Origin of the sequence: Shewanella holmiensis (assembly GCF_025370255.1) — a bacterium.
Classification (GTDB): domain Bacteria; phylum Pseudomonadota; class Gammaproteobacteria; order Enterobacterales; family Shewanellaceae; genus Shewanella; species Shewanella holmiensis.
Genome location: NZ_JAMTCD010000004.1, coordinates 195,039 through 217,886, shown reverse-complemented (window position 1 = coordinate 217,886; position 22,848 = coordinate 195,039). Strand labels below are relative to the sequence as shown.

Sequence of the window (22,848 nt, the reverse complement as noted above, 5' to 3'; positions counted from 1 at the left end):
TATTTTTTTGATTGTATTTGCGCCTATGAATAAGTTAAGGCTATGTTACACCCAAAATGACAGCGTTGTCATTTATTTTTTATCCAAAAATAACGCATAAAATTAAAATGAAAACTTAACCATTGAAAAACAACATCCTAGAGGCATATTTACGTTCTAAAAACTTGTCTCAGTAAAACAAAAAAGCCGTCAATAACTAAGTTATTGACGGCTTTTAAGGTGTTCAAGGCAACAACTAGTTTACAACTAGTGTGCGCCCTTTTCGCTTACCATCAGGTGTAATCGCACGGACTTCAACCTGACCTTCAACTGCAACAGGGTTAAGGTAAGTCTGCCACGCTTTACCTTGCTCTTTGTATTCAATTTGCAGTCCAGGGAAAGCAATATTTGCGGTTAACACGCCTTTATCATCAATAATGGCCCCCACTGTCGGCACTCGATATTCAATACCTGCTTTATCAAGTTTAGCTAACTCTTTATGGCCTAAATGGTTAGCCATTTTTTGCCAATCAGTAGCCTGCTGCTGTCTCATTTGAACACTAAAGTGTTGAGTTGATTGGTTATATACCGCGCCATCATATTGATACGGAACTTCCCATTCAGGTTTGTTCCATGCTCTTTCTGCTAGCATTAATAACCTTGGATAAATCATGTATTCAACTGTTTGATCGCTGCGTAATGTTTCGCTCCACAGCTGTCCCTGAATGCCATCAAAGGTTTTACCCGCAACGATTGGCCCACTGGTTTGTTTACCATTTTCATCAACTTGAGGACGATCATCAGCTTCAAATGGATTGCCTTCAATATCTAGCCATTGTTCAGCATTGGCTGGTAAATTACCTGGCATAAAGCTGAATATGTGTTTGCTATTTAACCCCCTTGATGCCCAATAATAACCGTGTTCTTTAGGATCGGCTTCATAAGGGAAATCAAAATAAAGCACTTCTGGATTTGATAAAATCGTTGTCCAGCCATTGTTAACTTGCTGATGAGCACGTTGATAGCCTTTATGCGACACAACATCCCACACATTACTTTGCGAATTTGACGGCATATTGTCTGGATTAGTATGGCTCATACCGTCGCTCCAACCTGCCGGTTGAATGCCTTTTTCAGCTAACATATTAGCTACGCGTTCAATAAAGTAAGGACCAACTAGCTTGATATCTGTTACGCCGTATTGGTTATTAGCAATAAAGTCATGACAAATAGGCGACTCTAACCATGCCCCCGCTGTTTCGTCAGCGCCAATATGGTACGTCGTTAAAGGCTGTCCGGCTTGAGTGTGCAGGGCTGCAATTTCAGTAATGACTTTATCGACAAAATGATAAGTCGATTCCATACACACGTTAAGCGTGTTGTCGTCATAATACTGAACCGATGAATATTGGGTAGTATCATTAGGGTCAGTAAGTAGGAACTCTTTTGCTGCTTGCTCATCGCCCTTGGCCATAAGATTGCGGTAACGTGCATCCATTGATTTGATTGCAGCACGTGAATGACCAGGCATATCCATTGACGGAATCACCTGAATTTGGCGCGCATCCGCATACTGAATAATGTCAATATAATCAGCTTTGGTATAGTAACCATTCACTTTAGTATCAACAAAAGGGCCACTGCCTAGCTGGGGTAAAATACAGCTTGATTCGGTTATATCATGGCATCGATTGCTGCCAATATCGGTCAACTCAGGTAAGCCATTTATCTCTAAACGCCAGCCTTCGTCATCACCCATATGTAAATGTAATTTGTTAAGTTTGTAGGCTGCCATTTGATCAAGCAGATCTAACAAAAACTGTTTACTATGGAAATTACGTGACACATCGACATGCATACCACGGTATTGATAACGTGGACTGTCATCAATTTTCATGGCATTAATGGTTAAATCGTTGACATCAACTAGCGAAGTAATAGAGGCAATTGCGTAGCTAAAACCACTGGGTTCACTTGCCTTTATCACAATGCCCGAATCAGCAACAGTTAACTGATATGATCCCGCTTTTAGGTTATCAACTGGCGATAACGCTGCAAATGAGACTTTCACACCATTTTCGGATTGTGGCACACCGATGCGTTCAAGACGGGCTAAAGCCGCTTGAATGTCATCAGCATTTAACTTTGCATCAGTAAAGCTTTGAGTGTCTAAGGTGATGCCTTGTGATAAAGAAACCGCTTTGACGTTCTCTAACAAAACTTGAGTTTGAGGTGTCGGTAATAAAGAATTTTCGATTAATGCGGGTGCAACTGATACAGCTTTATTTTGTTCAAATAAAACACCCGATTTTGCCCAGACTAATTTATCTTTATCAGTGCGCTGATACTGCCTTTTAGCATCAACAAATGCTTCGACATATGGCCTTACTTCCATGCCCGTGTCAGCATCAATTTCAACGCGCGTGCTACTGATGATCTGTGGTGCTAATTCAATTCCATTAGCATCTTTAGCAACGATATAGTAATTAGGCATAAAGTCGGTTTCAGACAATTGCCATAATTCGCCACGAAAACGCACTGTTTTTACCTGCCCCGCTTTAAAACCACCAAATTTATCCGTTGGCGTTAAACGGTGAAGATCGCCTTTAACACGCTCAATAACAAACTCGTCATTCAGTACCGTTTGAATTGGGCGCATCTGGCTAAAATAGATTTCCCAATCACCATGCAACATATCTTTTGGGCTAGTGAAATCAATCTCAGCAATAAAACAACGCTCATCCGCTTTAGCATCAGCTGGACATGCTTCTTCAGGTAAATTTGAAACTAAGCGATATTTAACGATAAGTTGATCTGCAAATTCGGCGAGATGACTCTGCTGCCAGCTGGCTGTGGCTGAAGTGGTAGTTGAAACTGTAGATTGTGATGGAGAGCAAGCTGTCAAACTTAATGACATCATTATGGCACTGAGCGCCCAAGTCGTTTTCATAGCGTCCTCGTTATATATCTTGTTTTTATTAGGGCTTATTGAGTGTGGTCTGTTGATATGATAACCAATTAATACTTCATCTAGAGTCCAACCCTTAGAATTTTACATTGTTGGTTTATTCATTACGCCACTTTATAAAATGAGTGCTCGATAAATGTTCAATTTTAAATTTAAGGAAAAAAAAAGCTGGGACATAAATCTGTTAAGACATGTACCCAGCCTATACTCGTTTCTGGGGAGAGACTAAAAGTATATTAAAGAGATAATGTCGCTCGCCCGACCGAGCTAACATTATCAAGCATGAATCAGAGACCTCTTCCTCTTCATGTTGACCTTAAATAACAGCGTTACCCACAAGCAATGACAACGCTGTCATTTATTAAGTTACCTAATTTATTTAATGAGATCTACATCTTTTTGACATAATTTTATTAACGCAAGCTTAATTTTAAACAAAGTTGTTAAATATCATCGTCTTACAAGTATTATCAACACCCAATAAAAAGTCACAGTGAATTAACATCGTCAATGACAAGTGGTGAATGCACTGATAGGATAAATTCAACTTCACCTTCTGGCTTTTTCAGGTTATATGCAGCTAAAACGTCGTTTACCTAAAATACATCCCATTATTTTTATCACCGCAATAAGCTTGATTGGTTTATGGCTGCAGTGGGCAGTGACGACCCCAAATATAGATCAACTGTTTTTAAGTCATAGCGGCTTTTTGTTTTTAGGTGTCTGCGGAGCCATATTTGCTAACGCGACAGGCGCTGGCGGCGGCGTTATTTTTATCCCAGCGTTTTCTGCTTTAGGTTTTAGTCCTGCAGAAGCGATCACCACCTCATTTCTAATCCAATGCTTTGGTATGACGGCAGGGGCCATGACTTGGTGCCATTATTACCTTAAACAACATCATCAAGATGATTCATGGCAAGGCTTTCCCATTTTGGTGGCCTGCTGCGCCCTTTTCTCTATTTCAGGCCTATGGATAAGCCAATACGCAGCACTTAGCGCGCCAGTGTCTTTACATGTCAGTTTTAGTGTATTTTCTATCGCCCTAGGCGCAATTATTATTGTAAATAGCCTTAAAAACATCAGTTCGCATTCTTTGACCACATTTAAAACTTCACCTGTAAATGATTGTATTATGCTTAGTGGGCTCAGTTTTTTGGGCGGAATAATTACAGCCTGGTTGTCGGTAGGCGTTGGCGAGATAATCGTTATCTATCTTATGCTAAGAGGATATTGCACCAAACTGGCCATTGCTACAGGCGTGGTCGTTAGCGCAATGACTGTGTGGTCTGCGACACCGATTACGCTAAGTGCTGATTCTGTTGCTAACTTTGAAGTATTACTTTTTGCGGGCCCTGGAGCATTATTAGGCGGATTAATTGCCAAACGGATTGCATTATTTTTTTCGGTGATCAAGCTAAAAATATTTTTTGCACTTTGGATTATGCTTACAGGCCTAGTCATGATAGCGGTGGCTTAGCACTGTCGTTATCAATGAGAACAAAATATACAGGCATAAAAATGGCGCATTAATCGCGCCATTTTTATCACTTGGGTATAAAACGATTAACGTCCTAATACTTCCATACGTGCTAAACGATTAACTTGGTTGATTGAGCTTAAGTGACCATATATAGGACCAAGTAAACCACGCTTTTTCAACTCTAAGAAGTCCTCATCAGACAATGAATTCAACTTTTGCTCATCAATTAGGTATAGACCATTGATATTGCGCTTCTCACCAGCAACATCAACGGTTAATGTTTGACTAATCAATAACTCTTTTTCAGCTAAAAATCCAAGAATACCGCGAGTTGCTTGATCTTGTTCGAAATGAGTGATCAGGGCTTTTTTACGAGCTTCTAAAAAGGGGGTTTCTTGCTCGCCATTAAATAACGCTTGGCCTTCAGTCTTACTGACTTCTTTAGCCTCTTCACGTATCCCAATCCACACTTTATCTTTTACTTCAGGATTTAACACTAATCCTAATGGGTAATCTCGGATCACGGCTGGGATATATAAACCTAACCACTTACCATCTTTAACACTTAAATTTTGTCCAGGCTTTAAACCTAACATAGCCACTGATTGAAACTCACCAGTCTCACTGTTTTTTACGAATACAATTGGGTACTCAGTCGCAGCACGAGCAATTTCATGCAGAGTTACAGGCACAATGTGCTGTTCTGCAACATGGTTAAAATCACTTGCAGTGATTTTAAGTTCACCATGCTTTGCTTGTTCTAGTAGAGTAATTGGGTTAGACATCTTGGCTCCTTGAGGCGCTTCTCATTCAATGTGAACACTGTAATAACGGCGCTTGGCAAACGTTATGTGTGTTTAAAATAAAATTAGTACTTGAAACTACCAAGTTATCCAGCTTTTTCAAGTGGCAACGTGGCTTATTCAAGATACTGAACATCAATAGCTTAAATAACCATCAAAAATGGTTGAAATCATACTTTTTGAAAACCGAACTGATGGATTTTTTGTAGCAAGTCTCTATGGGAAGGCAGCTGCTGACATAATAAATTTGCACGCTGCTGTATCCTATCTGCATGCTTTTTGGCTTCTATTAGCGATAGTTCGCCAATTTGAGGCGTTTTAGTCGCATACTTCATGCCGTAAAGCACATAGAGATAATTCTCAACATTAAACACTTCAAACTTTGAAAATAAATCTTCACTCATTGGGACATATTCGTTCCACAAGGCAAGTTTGTTTTGCAATCCCTCTGGAATGGTTTGTGGATCTCTATTTTCAATCCAAAAGTCAGAATCGGTGCGGTCCGAAAGACAATAATGCATCTTAGCAAACTCAACAACCCGCTCCCACGCATAGGTCATGGTTTGATTAAATCGTTCTGATAATGCAGCCATTTGTGCTGTACTCGTCGGAAAGCGATTAGCTAAATATCCAGCAGCAAAATCAGTTAGCATAATAGATGTGGCTTCAATCGGCTCTAAAAAGCCTTGAGCCAAACCTAAAGCGACACAATTTTTAGCCCAAAATTGTTTTCGATAGCCTACATTCATCGGGATCGTGCGATAAGAGTATTGATCTAAGCGTCCTTGTAAATATCGATTGAGTTTTTGCTGCGCTTGCTCATCTTCAAGATGGGCATTTGAATACACCAACCCAACACCTCGACGGGAGGATAAGGCTATATCCCAAATCCAACCGGCCTGATGAGCCGTTGCTTTTGTGTACGGCGGAATAATGGCATCTGATTCGGTTGGCACTTGAACAACAACGGCTTTATTAACAAATAACTGCTGAGATTTATCGACGAAAGGCACCTTTAATGCTTTAGCTAACAAAATAGACTCAAACCCACTGCAGTCGATATAAAAATCAAACTTTTGCTCACCACAGGTATCCAGTATCAAAGCATCTATACTGCCATCGAGGTGCAACTTAGTGTCAACCACATTGGCTTTAATATGCGTTACACCAAATTTTTGTTGCGCATTATCGGCCAATAATAATGCAAATTTTGCTGCATTTAAATGGTAAGCATACCCCTGAATAGCTTGATATTCTGGCGTTGTAATCAGCTTAGGTGCGAGGTTAGCCTCACAAACAGCATGCTGACTTGACACCAGTTTGCTGTACTCTTGCATTGGTGTTTGAAGCCATAGCGCTGATAAATCATCTCCCATTGGACTTGGTGGGTCAAACAGATGATGATAAAAATTAGTGGGTCCATGTAACCGCTTATCAAGCCAGTTTTGAAACTTAATTGATTGCTTGAATGTCACGTCACAGCGCTTGATGAACTCTGTTTCACTAATACCAAAACTGTGTAATGTCTTGCGGATAGTCGGTACAGTGCCCTCCCCCACACCAATGGTCGGAATGTCAGGTGACTCAATTAAGGTAATTGACACATTCTTGCTAAGTAACGCTTTTCCAAGATGATTAGCGGCTAGCCAACCCGCCGTACCACCACCAATGACAGCAACTTTTTGAATATTCATACGACGACCTTTGAATATAATAAAAAGCCCAGCATAGGCTGGGCTTTAAGGCATATCAATTAAAAAATTGATTCAAATTAGAAGCGTAGGTTTAAACCAAGCTTGTAACGCGCTTCACCTTCAAAGCTCCATGCTGGGTAACTATTTTTTAGCTCAGGCTTAACGTCGGCGCCATCTGGTGCAACACCTAACTGTACGCTGTCTTCTTCAAGTAAGTTAACCACTTCAAACGACACACCTAAATAATCAGTGATCTGGTAGTTAGCACTTAAATCAACAGTACCAAATGCTTGATGCTCACGGTTACCATAGAAACCTGGTAATTCGCGGATCATATATTCACTACGCCAGTTATATGCAACACGGGCAGAGAAATCATCCATTTCATAGAAACCCACTAAGTTAACAGTGTGCTTAGATGAATCAGAAAACACGCTCACTTGGTCTGGATAGTTTTCAGCATCAGCATCTGAATCAGCGAAAGTATAGTTAGCTGAATAGCCTAGGCCGTTATCAAATGCATCTTGTAATTGAAGTTCGATACCTTGGATTTGACCACCAGTACCATTTTTCTTCGTTGATACAGTCCACTCATCAACACCAGAGTTAGGGTCGACGATACCAATGCTTTGACCTAAAACCTGTGCAGAGGTAATAAATGAGCTGATATCTTTAATAAAGTAAGAGGCACCAAATAACCCGTCTGGACTGAAGTACCATTCAACACCTAAATCAGCTTGAGTTGCTTTAAACGGCTCTAAACCTACATTACCAGTATTTAATACTTCATTGCCTGCTGTGCCGTCATTGTAACCAGCTAAAGACGAAGCTGAGAACATATCACCGTAGGTAGCACGAGAGATAACTTGTGAAGCAGAAGTACGAATAATTACGTCAGATGCAACATCAAATGCGATGTTAATGCTTGGTAATACATCGTTGTAGCTTGCTTTATTAGTGCTTAACTCATCAGCATAAGTGCCGTCTGCTTGAAGCTTATAAAAATCTGATTCAGCGTCTGTAGAAATATAACGTAAACCAAAGTTACCACGCATACCTTCAGCATCGAAGTTAGCCATTGCATATACTGACAGGTTTTTCTCGTTAATTGTGCCGTAACCTGACTTATAAACAGTACCGTCAGTTGAGAAGCCGTCAATTGCTGCCCACGCATCAGCTAGCATTGCATCCATATTAGGTTTAGGCAGTGTGAAACCAGCGCCTGATGAAACTTGACCGTTGTAATACGCTGAAGCATCTTTTTCAGTAATAGAAGCTTTAACATTTGCTGGTAAAGTCAACTGAGTAACATCATGGTCTGCATAACGTAAACCGGTTTTGAATGAAGTAATTACACCTAAATCAACAGGAACTGTGAAATCAAACTGTGCATAAGTTTCTTCATCAGAGTTTGGTTGGCTTCTCAGAGCCCAACCCGCTGGCGATAATTGACCACCGAAATCTTCAGCTGTGAAGTTTTTGTTAGCGATATTAATGTCAATTACTTCGCCTCTGGCATCATATGTACCAGCGTAATCAGCAGCAGTACCTAACCAGAAACCGTAGTTAGACGTTAAATCAGTACCACCTTCAGATTTAGTATTACCTACACGGCCTTCTACTTTAAAGTTTTCGGCTTCATAGTCGAAGTTTAAGTCATAGGTATTTGAATCCATGTTTGCTTGACGGGCCCAAGTTTGCGCCCAACCTGGATTAGCGCCTTTACCGTCACGACGATAGAAAGTACAAGTACCAGAAGCGTTACGCTCTTCACATGCTGCATCTTTATCATCAGGGAACATTACAAATAAAGACGTGTTAGCGTTGTTCGCTTTCATATCTAAACTCATGATGTTTAAACCGAAGTTTAAGTTATCCATTGGGCTGTATTGGAATGCACCATTAATCGCAGTACGCTTACGCTCTTGTTCGAATGTAGTCGGAACAATATCACCCCAACCTAATAAAGATTCGATACCGTTACGTTGATAATTTGTTTCTGAACCCGCAGCAGAGATTAGGAAACCGAAGTTTTCGTCATCATTTTTCCAGCTGTAAAGGCCAGATAATTCAGGATCTGTTTCTTCTGAAATTGTACCGTAGTCACCTTTAACGCTTAAAAATAATGAACTAGCGTCTAAGTCTAATGGCTTACGAGTTTTAACAATTACAGTACCACCGACACCACCTTCCGGTAAGTCAGCTTGAGATGATTTGTAAATTTCAATACCACCGACCATTTCAGGTGGCAATAAAGAATAGTTGAAGCTACGGTCAATACCCTGTTGGTCGAACCAACCTGTAGATGCCACAGAGTGACCGTTCAACAAAGTGCGAGTTAAACTGCTTGATGCACCACGAATCGATACACCTTGGCCTTGGCCAAATTGACGATTAACAGCTACACCAGGAATACGTGCTAAAGATTCACCAACATCACCGTCAGGGAACTTACCAATGTCTTCTGCAGTCACTGCATCAACAACGGCATTTGAAAAACGCTTCTCGTTTACAGAAGCTTTTAAAGATGCACGCATACCGCGCACTTCAATTTTTTCAATATTTTCATCAGCAGCAGTGGCTTCATCTGCGGCATAAGCGCCAACAGATACAACACTGCCAAGTAGGATTGCGATGTTAGTCGCTAGTACATTTTTCTTAAAGGTTGATGGTCGCATCTTTGTTCCCCTTCCATAACTTATTATCGTTTTTGAGTTCATAACCATTCCGACGGAATGACAACGCTGTCATGTCTAGAGCAAACATTACACAAAAATTAACAGCCACGCCACAACAAAATAACTATTCGCTGTTTTTTTTTACTACTTTATTATGCAATTTATCATTATAAATGATGATAAAACTTTATAAAACATGGATGTAAATAATGTAAACACGATGTAAACACTGCTATTATCGCCTCAAAAAGCAAGCTGATCCTACCTGTTAAAAAATTGATGATTGCCTATTTTTTTAAAAACTCGCACTATTACCCGATAAATAACCCATGAAAGCGATCGATTACGGGGGATCAATTTAGTGGGTTTCGCCTGAAGAAGAGCTAACTTTTACATGAAAGTAACCATAAATGACGTTGCCAAATATGCCGGCGTGTCGATAAAAACAGTATCTAGGGTCACCAATAAAGAACCCTCAGTGAAACAAGCAACAATTGATAAAGTGAATCAAGCCATAGCAGCGCTGAATTACCAGCCCAACCTTGCAGCACGAAATCTTGCCAGCACTAGCTCTTATGTTATTGGTTTTATTTACGATAACCCAAATGCCTATTATGTGATTGATATGCAAAATGGCATTTTATCGGCGTGTAATGATCGCGGGTTTGAGCTATTGATTCATCCTTGCAATGCGAAATCTGAATCCATCTGCGATGAGCTTACTTCTATGGTGAAGCATTCAAGACTTGCTGGGTTAGTGCTGACGCCACCTATGTCTGAAGACCCAAATATATTGGCGGCCTTAGATAAGATAAACGCCAATTACGTTAGGATCATCGCCGGTGAAAACACTGACGAACATAAAGGGCTAACGGTATTGGTAAACGATAAGCATGGCGCAGTTGAAATCACTCAGCACTTAATCAGTCTTGGCCACCAGCATATCGGTTTTTTAAGTGGTGACCATCAACATGAATCGACAAAAGAGCGTTTACTTGGATTTAGAAAGGCTATTGAAAGTAACCAGTTAACAGTTAATGAAAACTGGGTTCTTGATGGAAAATATTCATTTGAATCGGGTGTAGAAGGTGCAAATAAGCTGATCGCGATGAAAAACCGCCCCTCGGCCATTGTGGCTTGTAACGATGAAATTGCAGCGGGAGCATTGTTTGCAGCCCGTTTAGCGGGGCTTGATATTCCGAAAGATTTATCGATTGTGGGATTCGAAGATAGCCCATTCTCGCGCCAAACATGGCCAAAATTAACCACTGTTCACCAACCCAATGTTGAAATTGCACAGATAGCAACGCAACTGTTGATCAATAAACATAAAGATCAAGGTGGTGAAAAATTCAAAATCTTTACACCTAATCCGGTTATACGTGATTCATCTGCATCACCTCATATCAATTAATACTCTGTACTTCATAAAAAACGTCTCCATATAGAGACGTTTTTTCTTTTCAGTATTTGCCATTATTAATGCAATTTCAGTTTTGGTCTTTTCCAACGAAGCAATTTTTGTGCAAGACGGTAAACGAACGCAGACATCCAACCATAAAGACTAATAAGGTGACGTTGATACAAAGAAATATACATAATACGAGCAAGATGGCCTTCAACAAAAAAGGTTCCAGTACGTAAGTTCCCCATTAGATTCCCTACTGCAGAAAAACGGCTTAAAGAAACTAATGAACCATAATCTTTATAAATAAAAGGTTTTTCAGGTTGATGCTTCATTTTTAAACATATGTTTTTAAATAATGTTTCAGCCATCTGCGCAGCTGCTTGCGCTCTTGGCGGCACAGGCTTGCCATTATCTTGGATCAGTTGAGCACAATCACCAAGCGCATAAATATTGTCGATGCCCTTCACTTGCATATATTGATCAACATCAATTTGATTACGAGGCGTGATAGGTAATGCAGAAAAACTCTCTAACACCTTAGGGCCTTTCACTCCGGCAGCCCAAACTTTAATATTAGCATTAATCGTTTCACCGCTAGAGGTTATAAACCCATGTTTTGTAACTTCTTTTACTTGAACGGCTAAATGTAATTTAATACCTAATTTTGATAACACTGCCTGTGCGCGTAAACTCACCTGTTCAGGTAACTGAGGCAATACTTTTTCTGCGGCTTCGATAAGGTGTATTTCTAAATGTTGTTTTGAAATATGACTATAGCCATATTCAGCAACCGACTCGATTACATGATGCAACTCAGCAGCCAGCTCAACGCCGGTTGCGCCAGCACCGACAATGCCAATACTCAATTTGTCTTGTGTTTCATTTAATTGCAACAAGGCATCTAACAGTTTGTCATGAAAACGGTTAGCGCTATTCAAACTGTCTAAAAAGATGCAATTCTGTTCTGCCCCTAAGGTGTTAAAACTATTAGAAACGCCACCCAAAGCAAGCACTAAATAATCATATTCTATTTTTCTTTGTGGAATGATGACTTCATTTTCATCGTTGATAACAGCAGCGAGTTGAATAGACTTAGTTTGTGGATCACATTGCTCAATACAGCCGCGCACATATTGATAGCCATTTTTTAAACCATGATCTCGATATTGTAAACCTTCAATCGACTGATCAATGACGCCGACAGCCACTTCATGCAGTTTAGGTTTCCAAATATGAATGGTGTTTTTATCAATTAAACAAACATCCATTTGTTTACTGAGTCCAAACTTGCGTCCGAGTCGAGACGCTAACGCTAAACCTGCAGCGCCACCACCAACAATGACAATCTTTTGAGCCATGACAACAATCCTATGAATTACATAACTTAAACAGACAACGTTTTAACAAAATTAAGCTAATAAAAAAGGCCATAAAGGCCTTAGGTCATACCGCTTCTTCGTTTTCCTCACCGGTACGTATCCGTATTACGCGCTCAACTTCAGTCACAAATATTTTGCCGTCACCTATTTTTCCTGTTCGTGCGGTATCGACAATAACATCGATAGCTTGCTCTAAAAGATCATCTTGGATCACTAACTCAATTTTCACTTTAGGTAGAAAATCAACCATATATTCAGCACCGCGATAAAGTTCTGTATGACCTTTTTGGCGACCAAATCCCTTTACTTCAGATACTGTCATGCCAGTAATACCAATCTCTGCGAGTGATTCACGCACATCATCTAACTTAAATGGCTTAATAATGGCTTCTACTTTTTTCATTTAATCACTCCTAAAAGGGCTAAACAGGCGAATTAACTTGCCTAAGATGATGTAACTTTTAAAGTTTATCGTAACAAAATGCAACTGTTCGATATCTTACTTGAAAGCAACTTATTTTTCTGCAGCATTTTGAACTTATTTTAAAACCGTATTTTCAGTTAAAAACCTAATCATCGACTATAATTTAACCAACTGCTGCGGGATGCGGCTTTATTGTTATCAAGGATGAATCAACTATGCACTTACTTCACCGTAATACTGGGTTTAATTTGGTTGAGCTGATGACCACCATAACCATTACTAGCTTGCTCTCTGTAGTAGCATTCCCATCTTTTAATGCTATTCAGCTGCAATCAAGAGTGGATAGCAATATAAGAACCATTCAACACTCGATGCAATTCGCTAGAAACATGGCCATCAGCTATGGCACAAGAGTGACTGTCTGTCCTCTAGTGCAAGGAAAGTGTAGTAACAACTGGCAGGCTGGTTTTTCTATTTTTTCAGATGCTATGCCAACAAATCAATTAGATGCACAAGATGTTATTTTAAGAGAAGTGGGTCCTTTTCATCGTCTGGATATTATTCAATATAATCGACCAGCTCTTCGGTTTCAGCCTGATGGTCTAGCATCTGGCACAAATGGCACATTCACTTATTGTCCAGAAACTTTTGATAGTCCTTATTCTAAAGCACTTATCATTAACCAAGCTGGGCGAGTGAGGTTATCGACTAAGAAGAATATCGCCTGCAAGCCTTAATCTTCTATCACGATTAAGTACACTTACTTATCAGCAAGATACATTAGCTAAACTATTAATAATTATGATTTTATATTTGCTTTGTAATTACCAAATATTAATGAAGCGCCTCTTAAAAGAGATAAAAGTTTAACATGAAAATAAATTTTACATTGTTTGTCTTCCACTTAGACACAACGCTCTTTAACAGTATTGCGAATACAGGATAAGTTTGCTTGAATGAAACAAATAAATCGCTGAATTTATACTGTCACTTGGTTATACTAAAATTAATATGCCCAAGGATAATAAAAATGAAAATTCAATTTAAAGGGTTCACACTAGTTGAGTTAATGGTCACTGTAGTAGTTGCGGGGATATTATTGACAGTAGGTGTCCCTTCTTTGGTCTCTATGTATGAAGGAAACCGAGCCAGAAGTGCTATCAGCAATATAGAATCAACTATGCTATTTGCTCGTAGCCAAGCAGTGAGTTATGGGAGCCGTGTTTCTGTGTGCCCATTTAATGGATCGAGCTGTGATGCTGACTGGACTAATGGATTTAGTGTGTTTATAGATAATGGCACTTTAGGTACTTTAGACAATACCAACGGCATACAGGATACTGTATTAAGAACAGTAGATGCGGTCAACAATAAGGATTTTATCAAATCAACTCAATCTCGTTATACCTTTAATGCCGATGGGTTAGTACATTTAGCGAGTGGAGGCACTTTAGTATACTGTGCAGGTGACAAGAATAATCCTGACTCTCGGGGTATTATCATTGGTGTATCAGGAAGAATTTCAGCTATAGAAACCGCAGTAAACTGTAACTAAGTAAGTTACAGTTTACTGTTATGATTTATGACATTATCGAACTGTTTTACTATCCAAATCTTTTGCGCTTTTAGATTTAAATTTTTCATCTAATATGGCACATTCGACAACATCTTTAATATAAACATCTTTAGAGTTTGCATCTTTATATTTGGTTGCCGGCAACTTTGCTTGCATCAGTTGAGTTGTAGACGTTTTCCATTTATAAAATGTAATGTCAAAGCCGTTAGTTGTTTCGATGTAACATTTATAATCTACCATTTCATCAGCCTGAACATTCGCAGCAGAAACGAATATTCCAAGCAATATAATTAACATTACTTTGGTTTTCATTAAGTTCATTACCAACACTCCTTAGGTGATTTTACGCCCGCAGCATCCAATGAAATAGTTAAACAGGCGCTGTCTCGTGTTGCCTGAGCGCCTTTCGCCTTAGCGGTAGCAGTGAAAATCCCCCCTGCGACGGTAGCATCAACTTCATAAAAAGTATTATCCACAACCCAAGGATCAGCACTGAACCCTAACTTAGTCATATCGGTAGTGTAACTTTTATGATCTAAATAATACTGTTCTTGCTTGTTGGCAACATTCATGAGGCCAGCTAATCCATCTGCCCTTGCTCCCTTAGTAACGAAATCAATATAACTTGGATAAGCAATTGATGCTAAAATACCAACAATAACAACTGTAATCATTATTTCAATTAAGGTAAAACCGTTATTATTTTTCATTCACTACTCGTCTATATGATAATAAATTTTATTTACGCCTAGCCCACCGCCAATACATTTATTATCACCAGGAGGACATCCATCTTCAACAGGCTGAATTTTTTTCATTTCATCACCTGCTGCACCAATCCCAATTAAATACATGTAACTGTCACCTTCACCGTTAGGTGGGATAACCAATTGAGGAGTATCGGGTACTCTTTCACCCATTTCATAATATTTTTCAGCATAAGAGTAGGTGCCTTTGTGTAAGTCAAAACCATAAAGACGTCCTTTACCAGAAACCAAACATTGATTTGATGATGATAAATCTCCAGGTACATAGGACGTAAAGAAAACCCTTCCTTGTACAATTGATGCTGCTGCTAGAGACTTTTCACCCGTATCAGTAAAGCGATAGTACCAACCTCGTTTAGTGCCAAAAACTAAGTTTTCGGCCTCAGTTTTAGGCGGTGAAGACGTGATGTCGTACAACTTATCGATAGTCAGTACTTCTGGAATTGTATTTCCACTAGAAGATGCGAATGACTTGCTAGCAACATTACGATCCTGAAGAGTAAAAAACATATCCGAACGGTTCTTATCGGAAGGATGTGGTCGATTTCCAGACCCAATAACGACAGCATCATAAGGCACATTCTGATATGTTTTAATCGTTTTCGTGCCGCTACCATCAGTCACTTGAACTTCAGAAATATTAGTGAACACAGTTTGTGCAACTGCAGCCTCAGCGAAAAATCGACGGTCTGTCGCTTTAGAGTTACCGCCTAAGCTGGCAAACTTAAAAGCTGACCATTCAGATGTTTTGTCACTTGGCAGATCAATACGCCAAACATTCGCCCCTGTATCGGTTGCATAAATTCTGTCGGTTAACTTATCACCATTACTATCTAGTATAGCGACGCTATTGGGAATACTGTCAACAATTCCAGGCAAGGCCGTGACAGCTGTGCCTGATGATGGTTGGAATGAGTGTAATAAGTTTCCAGTTTCAGCATCAAGAATATACACGCCACGCCCATTGCTATCATCAGTACCGACCTCAGCACCATCTTTTGTTGCAGGAGCATAACCTGCACCAACAATAATCACAGGCTTCGCATTATCTTTATTGGTAGAACCTACTGGCCAATTTGGGATATAAGTGACTACAGGCTCAGACCAAGTCTGGCCCATTTCAGACATACCAAGATCATCTGCACTTTTTCTCCACATAAATTTGGGCGCGTCAGGAACGGTAATATCTAATGCATAGTAAGATTTACCGCCACGTCGCATCCCCATAAACAACCAAGCTTTTTCAATGCCCGACGCCCCGGTCTTAACATGTGCAACGGGGGAACTATCGAGCCCGTATACTGAATGTACGCCGCTAGGGACATTAGCGCGAAGCTCTCGAATATTTGGTAATAACTCATAGGGCATAAAGGCCCATGACTCTGTCACGCTATCACCAGCATCTTTAAACATATGTAAAAATCCAGCATTAGTCCCAACGAGGACACGTAAGTCTGGAGTTGATTTTGTACCAAAATTGATCGCTAACGGTTTTGAATGTAAAGGGTCTCCCATTACATCTTTACGCATAGTCGTAGGTCCACCAGTATCAGAGTCAACATCCTTACCTGTCGCCCAAGTAAAGTAACTTTCTAACTGGCTAGTATCGACGCCCATATATGACGCAAGTTGTGTGTCTCCACCGGCATATATTGACGCGTTATTCTTTGAAAACGCTGTCAGACCACCACCGCTTGCAAAATTACCGTATAAGGTTCGAGTACTAGTATTGCTCAGCATATGAGCAACTCCACCAATTGTTACATCGTTACCGTCACCACCATCACTTGAAGCTTGGCACACGCTGCTTGGTGTCCAGAATGAACAGGCTGATGACTTTAGATTCCCATCAGCACCAATGGCATTGGATCCTGTTTTATCAACAATATCGCCACTACCTGTCACTTTGAACTTTTTCATGTTGCCCATCCACCGTGGACCTTGGTTGGGTACAAACATGGCATAGTAGACTGAATCGAATGTTTGAGTTCTATCAAAGTTGTTACTGGCAATTGAAGGTGATGTAAAACTGGCATTCACCTCTAAAATTTTAGTGAACACTTTCTGCAATGCTGAGCTTAATTCAGTAGCACTCTTGGCTGCAAAATATTGCCCACCACCTAATTCAGCCGTTTTAGTCAATAACAGAGCCGCATCATCAGCGCCATCACTAAAACCAATAGTAAAGGTACTGACATTTTGATCTTCCGCTAAATCAGGATTCACATCATTATTGTTCATCCAGCCAGCTAAATTAGGTAAAAAACTGGTAAACGCTGGTTTTATATTCTTAAATCCAACCGTATCCACTCTAGGTAATGCTTTAATCATGCTGTCGGCATTATTATCTAACGTTGGCACACCATCGGTTATATAAACCACATAGGCTCTGTTTTGACATTCTTTAAAGGGTGATTTGTAGTTGGAGCCACTCTCGATTGTGGTATCTCTTGGCGGTTTATTTGGGGTATAACTGTAACCAGACGGTTTTTTGTCTTTATCACCAAAAGTTACCGACTTGCCGGAGAAATAGCGATAAGACTCATAAAGCGTTTCACATAGAGGAGTATTAGTTTGTGGGTTTAAATCTGTAATTGTATTCAATAAAGTAATTTTATTGGCTTCTGACATGGTTTTAATGCCTGAAATAATTCGACCACCGTCAGCATCACCTTCATCAAAAGCATTAATATTAAAAATGGCTAAGCCAAAATCGACACTAGGCGTGGTAACAATAGTGTTTTTAATCACTTCTTTAGCGATATCGATACGGCTTTTGGGTTCGATCACTTTTGGACCATGGTACCAACGTAAATAATTATCTGAATATAAGGTGATTGCTTGTCCGGTACCAAAACCCGTTTGTTTGGCTTTAACTAATGCCGCATCAATTTCACTTTGACTCGAACCACTGCCTACTTCGGTATACCTTTGAGGAGTCTTTTTTGTACCCGCACTGTCTATGGGAAAACCACTCGGTTGATCTTTCGCATTACGCCACTTTTTATTATCTATATCATCAAAGCAATCTATGACCTCAATGTTAGCACCATTGTTGTCAGGCACTTCTTTCCAAGTACCATTTTGACCAGAAAACGAATACTCACGAAAGAATCCGGTAAATACGCCATAGTCATTTAAATATTCCCATGATGTTTCACAACCATTAATATCGCCTAAAAAGCGACGACTTTCTGAAGGACTGTCTGGGACGGGAAGCGAGGTATTATCAATGCCGCCTTTTGTAAAATAGACCATTCTTTCTTGCAATGAATTATCACTGCCAACGGCTGGGTAGGTGACAGATGGGTCATAACCAGCTTCAGCACTATTTTCGATAGTTCTCATTGAACCTGAATTATCAAAAATAATCAGTACTTGCGGCCTAGAACCCGTTCGGGCTGTCGATTCGAATACATATAATTCTGTATCATCAGCGAAACTAGAAGCCGAAAATCCCACAACGGCGAAAAGGGCTGATATTAGTAAATATCTAAACATGATTAGCTCCCAGTTAACACTTCTTGCTCGATACCGGATACCACGGTAACTCGCCCTAATTGACTACGGCCAAATGCTGCTGCACTTGATATTTCAACACGTCGACAACTGATTAAATTAGCTGAATTGGCTTTAGTACTACGCTGACAACTTACGTCCCCATTTGTCATTGGAGTCATGGTATTTGTTACCCCTAGTGCGGCATCATTAGCTACAGTCACCGCAGCCATATTTGCCATTGTAGTTCCTTGATTTGCTACAATAACTTTATCTTGAGCCCCTTGTGCCGACATCATCGCTTCAACTCTTTCTGAGCCTGCACCAGCCATGCGTAAAGATTGAGTAGCATTAACAGCTAAAGCAACACCAATCACTGTCATAATCACCAAAATTATCAGTGAAAAAAACAACACTATCCCTTGCTGTTTTTGTATTGAAATTTTCATTTTTATCACCTTAGTATCATTGATACTAATTTCTTATTAATACAGGATTTTCTAACACAACTGTCGTTGATACCACTTTCCTTCGATAATGATCATTCAGCGGTCCTATGGTTTTATCGCCCAATTTGTAGGTAACATCATTATTATAGCTATTGTCTTTGTCAGCTGTACGAACAAGCAGAAACAGTCTTAATGACACTAATCGTTGAAATAACTCATTATCCCACATCAAAGGTGTGACATTTTGCACAGGCATATAACTATCAGCAGTATCATCTCCATTGTTATCAAAACCATAGAGTATTCGCATATTTTCAATACCTTCAACTAGCTGTTCATCATTTTTCATGCCATTACCAATTGAGAGTGTTCTGCGTTTTAACACTGGGATATCGCCATCTCTCTCAATATAATAAATGTGATGTTGGTATTCCCAGATACGACTATTAGATAATGCAGGCGGAACAGCACTGCCATTGAAAATCTCAATCTGGCTTGAAGTCGAAGCAGCATAATAGCGAGTATTATTCATGTTAGCGGCTAAAACTGACGGTCCGATTAAACGTTTTACCTGAATAACATCTGTACCGTTTTTAGGTGTTATACAGGTAAAGCTTTCACCACTAACGCCCGCTTCATATCCCCAAAGCCGTCTAAAGTGCGAAGGTTGATTATTTGGAAAGCTAGCATTATTAGCACCAGCACCAACACAATCATTTGGCACAGCTGTTGCCGAAATAGTGGTATTAACCCCAACCACAAAATCAGTACCTGTAATATCCCCTGTAAACCCTAGCTGACTTAAATCTCTTTCCATTATGGCTAATGCAATACGGCCATTTTCTTGTAATTGATTAAAATGACTAGTTGTAGTGACATTAGTTGATGACATACTGAACATCGCGAAAAGGCCAGCTGTTAAAAACAAACTGATCACCATTGCGACCATTAGTTCTACAAGTGATAATCCTACTTGATATTTAAACAATTTTGTCATCATTTTACCTTACATGATGGCCGTATTTATAATGAGTGCGCGTCGTCTATCACTTGAAGTACCGCAGCCTTTAGCAAAGCTACTGGCATCACTTAGTCCATCGGAAGAAGCGCTAATTCCTCGCCATGTTAATACAACAGTCACATTCATTCCGCTAACATTTATACATGCCGTCGCTGAATCTAATCCACCAACACGGTCTCCGGCGACTTTTTCATTGTCGCCAAGAAACAGTTGTTGCCATTGGTATAGATCCCATAAACGGGTTTCAATGCGACTGCAAATACTATTTCCACCAATAGCAACATCACAAGCTTTACTTGGTGCAGCAGACGCTCCTGTGTAAGTACCAGCATAATTGACTATCTCAGGACGATTCATGCGCATGCGATTAACAATATCATTGGCATAATAAGAAGCTTGAGTTTGCTGGAAGGATTCAAAGCTACCTCTTTTGGCGACAATGTGTAGATTGAAAATGCCAATTAGGCCTATCACTAGAATAACCAGTGAGACCATCACCTCAATGAGAGAAAATCCTTTGACTTTAGCTTGCATGTGTCAAGCCTTCGACAATCGCCATAATTTTGACCTCAAAAATATCGTTTTAAGCTTAAAAATCTATAACTTATACCGTATGTGTAGACAAATAATTCTAACTTACAAGTTGGTAACAATCTAGTTTAATCTGTTTACGTTTGCGTAAAGCGACTATAACTAACAACTATACTCCGATTAAAATTTAAGCACAAAAAAACCCGTAACTAAAAAGCTACGGGTTTATTTAATACAGTATGACTGAGAAAAAGCGCTTACGCTACCTTAACTCGGCAGGCACTGCAAAAACGATATCTTCTTTGCGCCCTTCCACCTCAGTGATCACGCTAGGCGCATGTTCAGCAATCGCATTTACAACCTGCTGAACTAACACTTCTGGGGCCGAAGCTCCAGCAGTAACAGCGACTTTGGTGACGCCTTCAAACCATGAAGGTTCAACATCAGCGGCAGTATCTACTAAATAAGCCTGGGTTCCAGTTTTTTCAGCTAGTTCACGTAATCTATTTGAATTTGAGCTGTTTTTAGAGCCTACAACAATGAGTAAATCAACTTGTTCAGAAAGTTGTCTTACCGCATCTTGACGGTTTTGAGTCGCATAACAAATATCATCTTTACGCGGACCTTCAATAGAAGGGAAGCGTGCTTGTAATGCAGCAATAATATCTAGTGTGTCATCAACAGATAATGTTGTTTGAGTAACAAAGCATAAATTATCAGGATTTTTTACCGTTAGGGCATTAACATCTTCTGGCGATTCAATTAAATAAACCCCGCCGTCATCATTATCATATTGCCCCATTGTGCCTTCAACTTCAGGATGGCCTTCATGACCAATCAAAATGCACTCAATACCTTTGCGGCTAGCTCGGGTCACTTGTAGATGCACTTTAGTCACTAATGGGCACGTCGCATCAAATACTTTTAAGCCACGAGTTTTAGCCTCTTTTCTTACTGCTTGTGAAACACCGTGAGCACTAAAAATAACAATTGAATTGTCAGGTACTTGATGCAGCTCTTCAACAAAAATGGCACCGCGATCTTTTAAGTTTTGCACCACATAACGATTGTGCACCACTTCATGACGAACATAAATCGGCGGTTCAAATAGCTCTAATGCGCGCTCAACGATACTAATAGCCCGATCAACCCCCGCACAAAAACCTCGAGGATTCGCTAATAAAATATTCAATTTGGCAGAGGTAGGATCAACTTTTAACATTGCTAATGTTTACTCCGTGATGACTTTGACAACGTCCAATTCAAAAGTGACTTTACGCCCAGCTAAAGGATGATTTAAGTCTACAGTGATTGAATCACCCAATGTTTCACGCACGATACCAGGAATTTCACTGCCACCGGGGCCTGCAAAACTGACAATGACACCAGGCTCTAATTTCATGTCCGCCGGAAAACGACTCCGATCCATATGGTGAATCGCATCTGGATTCGACTCACCAAAAGCATCTTTAGCCTCTAGGGTAAAAGTATGCTTATCACCAGCAGTTAAATTAATAATCTGTGCTTCCAAAGCAGGACTTAAACTTTGATCACCGATATTTAATCGTGCAGGTTTGCCAGATGCTTTAGTGCTATCAGCAGTAGAGCCATCTTCAAGAATGATATTCATATGACAAACAATCGCGTGAATATCTGGCTTATTTAAATCGGTCACTTTGGTTGCTCCTGTTCAGCATTTACTACATCAGGTTTAAATGCTTCCCAAATAATCAGTACTGCACCAATAAAAATAGCTGAGTCGGCAATATTAAATGCAGGGTAATGGCTGGTGTTCCAGTAGAAATCGATAAAATCGACAACAAAACCATGCATTAAACGATCAACTAGATTACCTAATGCGCCACCTATGACTAAGGTGTATGCAAGGTTTGTACGCAGCATTTGATGTGATTGCTTTCTTAACCATATAGTCAGTATTGTACTAAATCCTATGGCTACTACAGCAAAAAACCATCTCTGCCAACCACCTGCATCACTTAGAAAGCTAAAGGCTGCACCGTAATTGCGTACATAAGTAAAATTAAAAAATGGCAACAACTGAATTGAGTCATATAATTCAAACGTATTCAGCACCCATTGTTTAGATAGCTGATCTGCAATAAACACAAATACAGCTACCCAATACCAACGCAAGCCACTGTCCTTCCAATTTAATGGAGCAGTACTCATAAA

General features: G+C 39.9%; 19 protein-coding genes. 4 read left to right on the top strand and 15 right to left on the bottom strand.

Going from position 1 to position 22,848, the window contains the following annotated elements:
- Positions 1 to 235: 235 nt before the first annotated feature.
- Entirely contained in the window at positions 236 to 2,929 is a 2,694-nt protein-coding gene (locus NE535_RS05180) for a family 20 glycosylhydrolase (protein WP_261297600.1), read from the bottom strand.
- Positions 2,930 to 3,521: 592 nt separating this feature from the next.
- Between NE535_RS05180 and NE535_RS05175 the strand changes: the two genes are divergently transcribed.
- On the top strand, positions 3,522 to 4,424 hold the full coding sequence (locus NE535_RS05175; protein ID WP_261297599.1) for a sulfite exporter TauE/SafE family protein: 903 nt from the start codon (positions 3,522 to 3,524) through the stop codon (positions 4,422 to 4,424).
- Positions 4,425 to 4,510: 86 nt separating this feature from the next.
- Here NE535_RS05175 and NE535_RS05170 read toward each other — a convergent pair whose 3' ends face one another.
- From NE535_RS05170 to NE535_RS05160, 3 genes are all read right to left on the bottom strand, one after another.
- Complete coding sequence (locus tag NE535_RS05170) at positions 4,511 to 5,212, bottom strand: SapC family protein (protein WP_261297598.1); 702 nt, start codon at positions 5,210 to 5,212, stop codon at positions 4,511 to 4,513.
- 188 nt (positions 5,213 to 5,400) lie between these two features.
- The gene (locus tag NE535_RS05165) at positions 5,401 to 6,924 is read right to left on the bottom strand and encodes a tryptophan halogenase family protein (protein WP_261297597.1); all 1,524 of its coding nucleotides are present in this window, start codon (positions 6,922 to 6,924) and stop codon (positions 5,401 to 5,403) included.
- 77 nt (positions 6,925 to 7,001) lie between these two features.
- Positions 7,002 to 9,602 (bottom strand): TonB-dependent receptor, encoded by a 2,601-nt coding sequence (locus tag NE535_RS05160; protein ID WP_261297596.1) that lies wholly within the window; start codon positions 9,600 to 9,602, stop codon positions 7,002 to 7,004.
- Positions 9,603 to 9,996: 394 nt separating this feature from the next.
- On the opposite strand from NE535_RS05160, the gene NE535_RS05155 reads away from it, so the two are divergent.
- Complete coding sequence (locus tag NE535_RS05155) at positions 9,997 to 11,016, top strand: LacI family DNA-binding transcriptional regulator (protein ID WP_261297595.1); 1,020 nt, start codon at positions 9,997 to 9,999, stop codon at positions 11,014 to 11,016.
- Positions 11,017 to 11,081: 65 nt separating this feature from the next.
- On the opposite strand, the gene NE535_RS05150 is transcribed toward NE535_RS05155, so the two are convergent.
- Together NE535_RS05150 and glnB are read right to left on the bottom strand one after the other, a co-directional pair.
- Entirely contained in the window at positions 11,082 to 12,368 is a 1,287-nt protein-coding gene (locus NE535_RS05150; RefSeq protein WP_261297594.1) for an NAD(P)/FAD-dependent oxidoreductase, read from the bottom strand.
- Positions 12,369 to 12,453: 85 nt separating this feature from the next.
- Entirely contained in the window at positions 12,454 to 12,792 is a 339-nt protein-coding gene (gene glnB, locus NE535_RS05145; RefSeq protein WP_188841253.1) for a nitrogen regulatory protein P-II, read from the bottom strand.
- A gap of 236 nt (positions 12,793 to 13,028) precedes the next feature.
- On the opposite strand from glnB, the gene NE535_RS05140 reads away from it, so the two are divergent.
- A complete protein-coding gene (locus tag NE535_RS05140; RefSeq protein ID WP_261297593.1) occupies positions 13,029 to 13,550 on the top strand; it encodes a GspH/FimT family pseudopilin in 522 nt (173 codons plus the stop codon).
- Between the two features lie 293 nt (positions 13,551 to 13,843).
- Positions 13,844 to 14,368 carry a GspH/FimT family pseudopilin gene (locus NE535_RS05135; RefSeq protein WP_261297592.1) on the top strand — a complete coding sequence of 175 codons (525 nt, stop codon included), beginning with the start codon at positions 13,844 to 13,846 and terminating at the stop codon, positions 14,366 to 14,368.
- Between the two features lie 33 nt (positions 14,369 to 14,401).
- Here the strand turns inward: NE535_RS05135 and NE535_RS05130 are convergent, their stop codons facing one another.
- From NE535_RS05130 to lspA, 9 genes are all read right to left on the bottom strand, one after another.
- Complete coding sequence (locus NE535_RS05130; RefSeq protein ID WP_261297591.1) at positions 14,402 to 14,710, bottom strand: TapY2 family type IVa secretion system protein; 309 nt, start codon at positions 14,708 to 14,710, stop codon at positions 14,402 to 14,404.
- Positions 14,710 to 15,099 carry a type IV pilin protein gene (locus tag NE535_RS05125; protein ID WP_261297590.1) on the bottom strand — a complete coding sequence of 130 codons (390 nt, stop codon included), beginning with the start codon at positions 15,097 to 15,099 and terminating at the stop codon, positions 14,710 to 14,712. Before NE535_RS05125 ends, NE535_RS05130 begins: the two co-directional genes overlap by 1 nt.
- A 3-nt stretch (positions 15,100 to 15,102) precedes the next feature.
- Positions 15,103 to 18,657 carry a pilus assembly protein gene (locus tag NE535_RS05120; protein WP_261297589.1) on the bottom strand — a complete coding sequence of 1,185 codons (3,555 nt, stop codon included), beginning with the start codon at positions 18,655 to 18,657 and terminating at the stop codon, positions 15,103 to 15,105.
- 2 nt (positions 18,658 to 18,659) lie between these two features.
- Complete coding sequence (locus tag NE535_RS05115) at positions 18,660 to 19,091, bottom strand: pilus assembly PilX family protein (RefSeq protein ID WP_261297625.1); 432 nt, start codon at positions 19,089 to 19,091, stop codon at positions 18,660 to 18,662.
- 37 nt (positions 19,092 to 19,128) lie between these two features.
- On the bottom strand, positions 19,129 to 20,100 hold the full coding sequence (locus tag NE535_RS05110; protein ID WP_261297588.1) for a PilW family protein: 972 nt from the start codon (positions 20,098 to 20,100) through the stop codon (positions 19,129 to 19,131).
- Between the two features lie 9 nt (positions 20,101 to 20,109).
- A complete protein-coding gene (gene pilV, locus NE535_RS05105) occupies positions 20,110 to 20,658 on the bottom strand; it encodes a type IV pilus modification protein PilV (RefSeq protein ID WP_261297587.1) in 549 nt (182 codons plus the stop codon).
- A 259-nt stretch (positions 20,659 to 20,917) separates the two neighbouring features.
- A complete protein-coding gene (ispH, locus tag NE535_RS05100; RefSeq protein ID WP_261297624.1) occupies positions 20,918 to 21,847 on the bottom strand; it encodes a 4-hydroxy-3-methylbut-2-enyl diphosphate reductase in 930 nt (309 codons plus the stop codon).
- 39 nt (positions 21,848 to 21,886) lie between these two features.
- Positions 21,887 to 22,330: an FKBP-type peptidyl-prolyl cis-trans isomerase gene (gene fkpB / locus NE535_RS05095; RefSeq protein WP_261297586.1), complete on the bottom strand. Its 444-nt coding sequence runs from the start codon at positions 22,328 to 22,330 to the stop codon at positions 21,887 to 21,889.
- Complete coding sequence (gene lspA, locus NE535_RS05090; RefSeq protein ID WP_261297585.1) at positions 22,327 to 22,845, bottom strand: signal peptidase II; 519 nt, start codon at positions 22,843 to 22,845, stop codon at positions 22,327 to 22,329. Before lspA ends, fkpB begins: the two co-directional genes overlap by 4 nt.
- Between the last annotated feature and the right edge of the window lie 3 nt (positions 22,846 to 22,848).

What these genes read in the sequence shown, in the direction of transcription:
- NE535_RS05175 (WP_261297599.1), top strand. Translation starts at nt 3,522, where the DNA reads ATGCAGCTAAAACGTCGTTTACCTAAAATACATCCCATTATTTTTATC.
- pilV (WP_261297587.1), bottom strand. Translation starts at nt 20,658, where the DNA reads ATGCAAGCTAAAGTCAAAGGATTTTCTCTCATTGAGGTGATGGTCTCA.
- lspA (WP_261297585.1), bottom strand. Translation starts at nt 22,845, where the DNA reads ATGAGTACTGCTCCATTAAATTGGAAGGACAGTGGCTTGCGTTGGTAT.
- NE535_RS05135 (WP_261297592.1), top strand. Translation starts at nt 13,844, where the DNA reads ATGAAAATTCAATTTAAAGGGTTCACACTAGTTGAGTTAATGGTCACT.
- NE535_RS05165 (WP_261297597.1), bottom strand. Translation starts at nt 6,924, where the DNA reads ATGAATATTCAAAAAGTTGCTGTCATTGGTGGTGGTACGGCGGGTTGG.
- NE535_RS05110 (WP_261297588.1), bottom strand. Translation starts at nt 20,100, where the DNA reads ATGACAAAATTGTTTAAATATCAAGTAGGATTATCACTTGTAGAACTA.
- NE535_RS05180 (WP_261297600.1), bottom strand. Translation starts at nt 2,929, where the DNA reads ATGAAAACGACTTGGGCGCTCAGTGCCATAATGATGTCATTAAGTTTG.
- NE535_RS05125 (WP_261297590.1), bottom strand. Translation starts at nt 15,099, where the DNA reads ATGAAAAATAATAACGGTTTTACCTTAATTGAAATAATGATTACAGTT.
- NE535_RS05140 (WP_261297593.1), top strand. Translation starts at nt 13,029, where the DNA reads ATGCACTTACTTCACCGTAATACTGGGTTTAATTTGGTTGAGCTGATG.
- glnB (WP_188841253.1), bottom strand. Translation starts at nt 12,792, where the DNA reads ATGAAAAAAGTAGAAGCCATTATTAAGCCATTTAAGTTAGATGATGTG.
- NE535_RS05160 (WP_261297596.1), bottom strand. Translation starts at nt 9,602, where the DNA reads ATGCGACCATCAACCTTTAAGAAAAATGTACTAGCGACTAACATCGCA.
- NE535_RS05120 (WP_261297589.1), bottom strand. Translation starts at nt 18,657, where the DNA reads ATGTTTAGATATTTACTAATATCAGCCCTTTTCGCCGTTGTGGGATTT.
- NE535_RS05170 (WP_261297598.1), bottom strand. Translation starts at nt 5,212, where the DNA reads ATGTCTAACCCAATTACTCTACTAGAACAAGCAAAGCATGGTGAACTT.
- NE535_RS05155 (WP_261297595.1), top strand. Translation starts at nt 9,997, where the DNA reads ATGAAAGTAACCATAAATGACGTTGCCAAATATGCCGGCGTGTCGATA.
- NE535_RS05130 (WP_261297591.1), bottom strand. Translation starts at nt 14,710, where the DNA reads ATGAACTTAATGAAAACCAAAGTAATGTTAATTATATTGCTTGGAATA.
- NE535_RS05150 (WP_261297594.1), bottom strand. Translation starts at nt 12,368, where the DNA reads ATGGCTCAAAAGATTGTCATTGTTGGTGGTGGCGCTGCAGGTTTAGCG.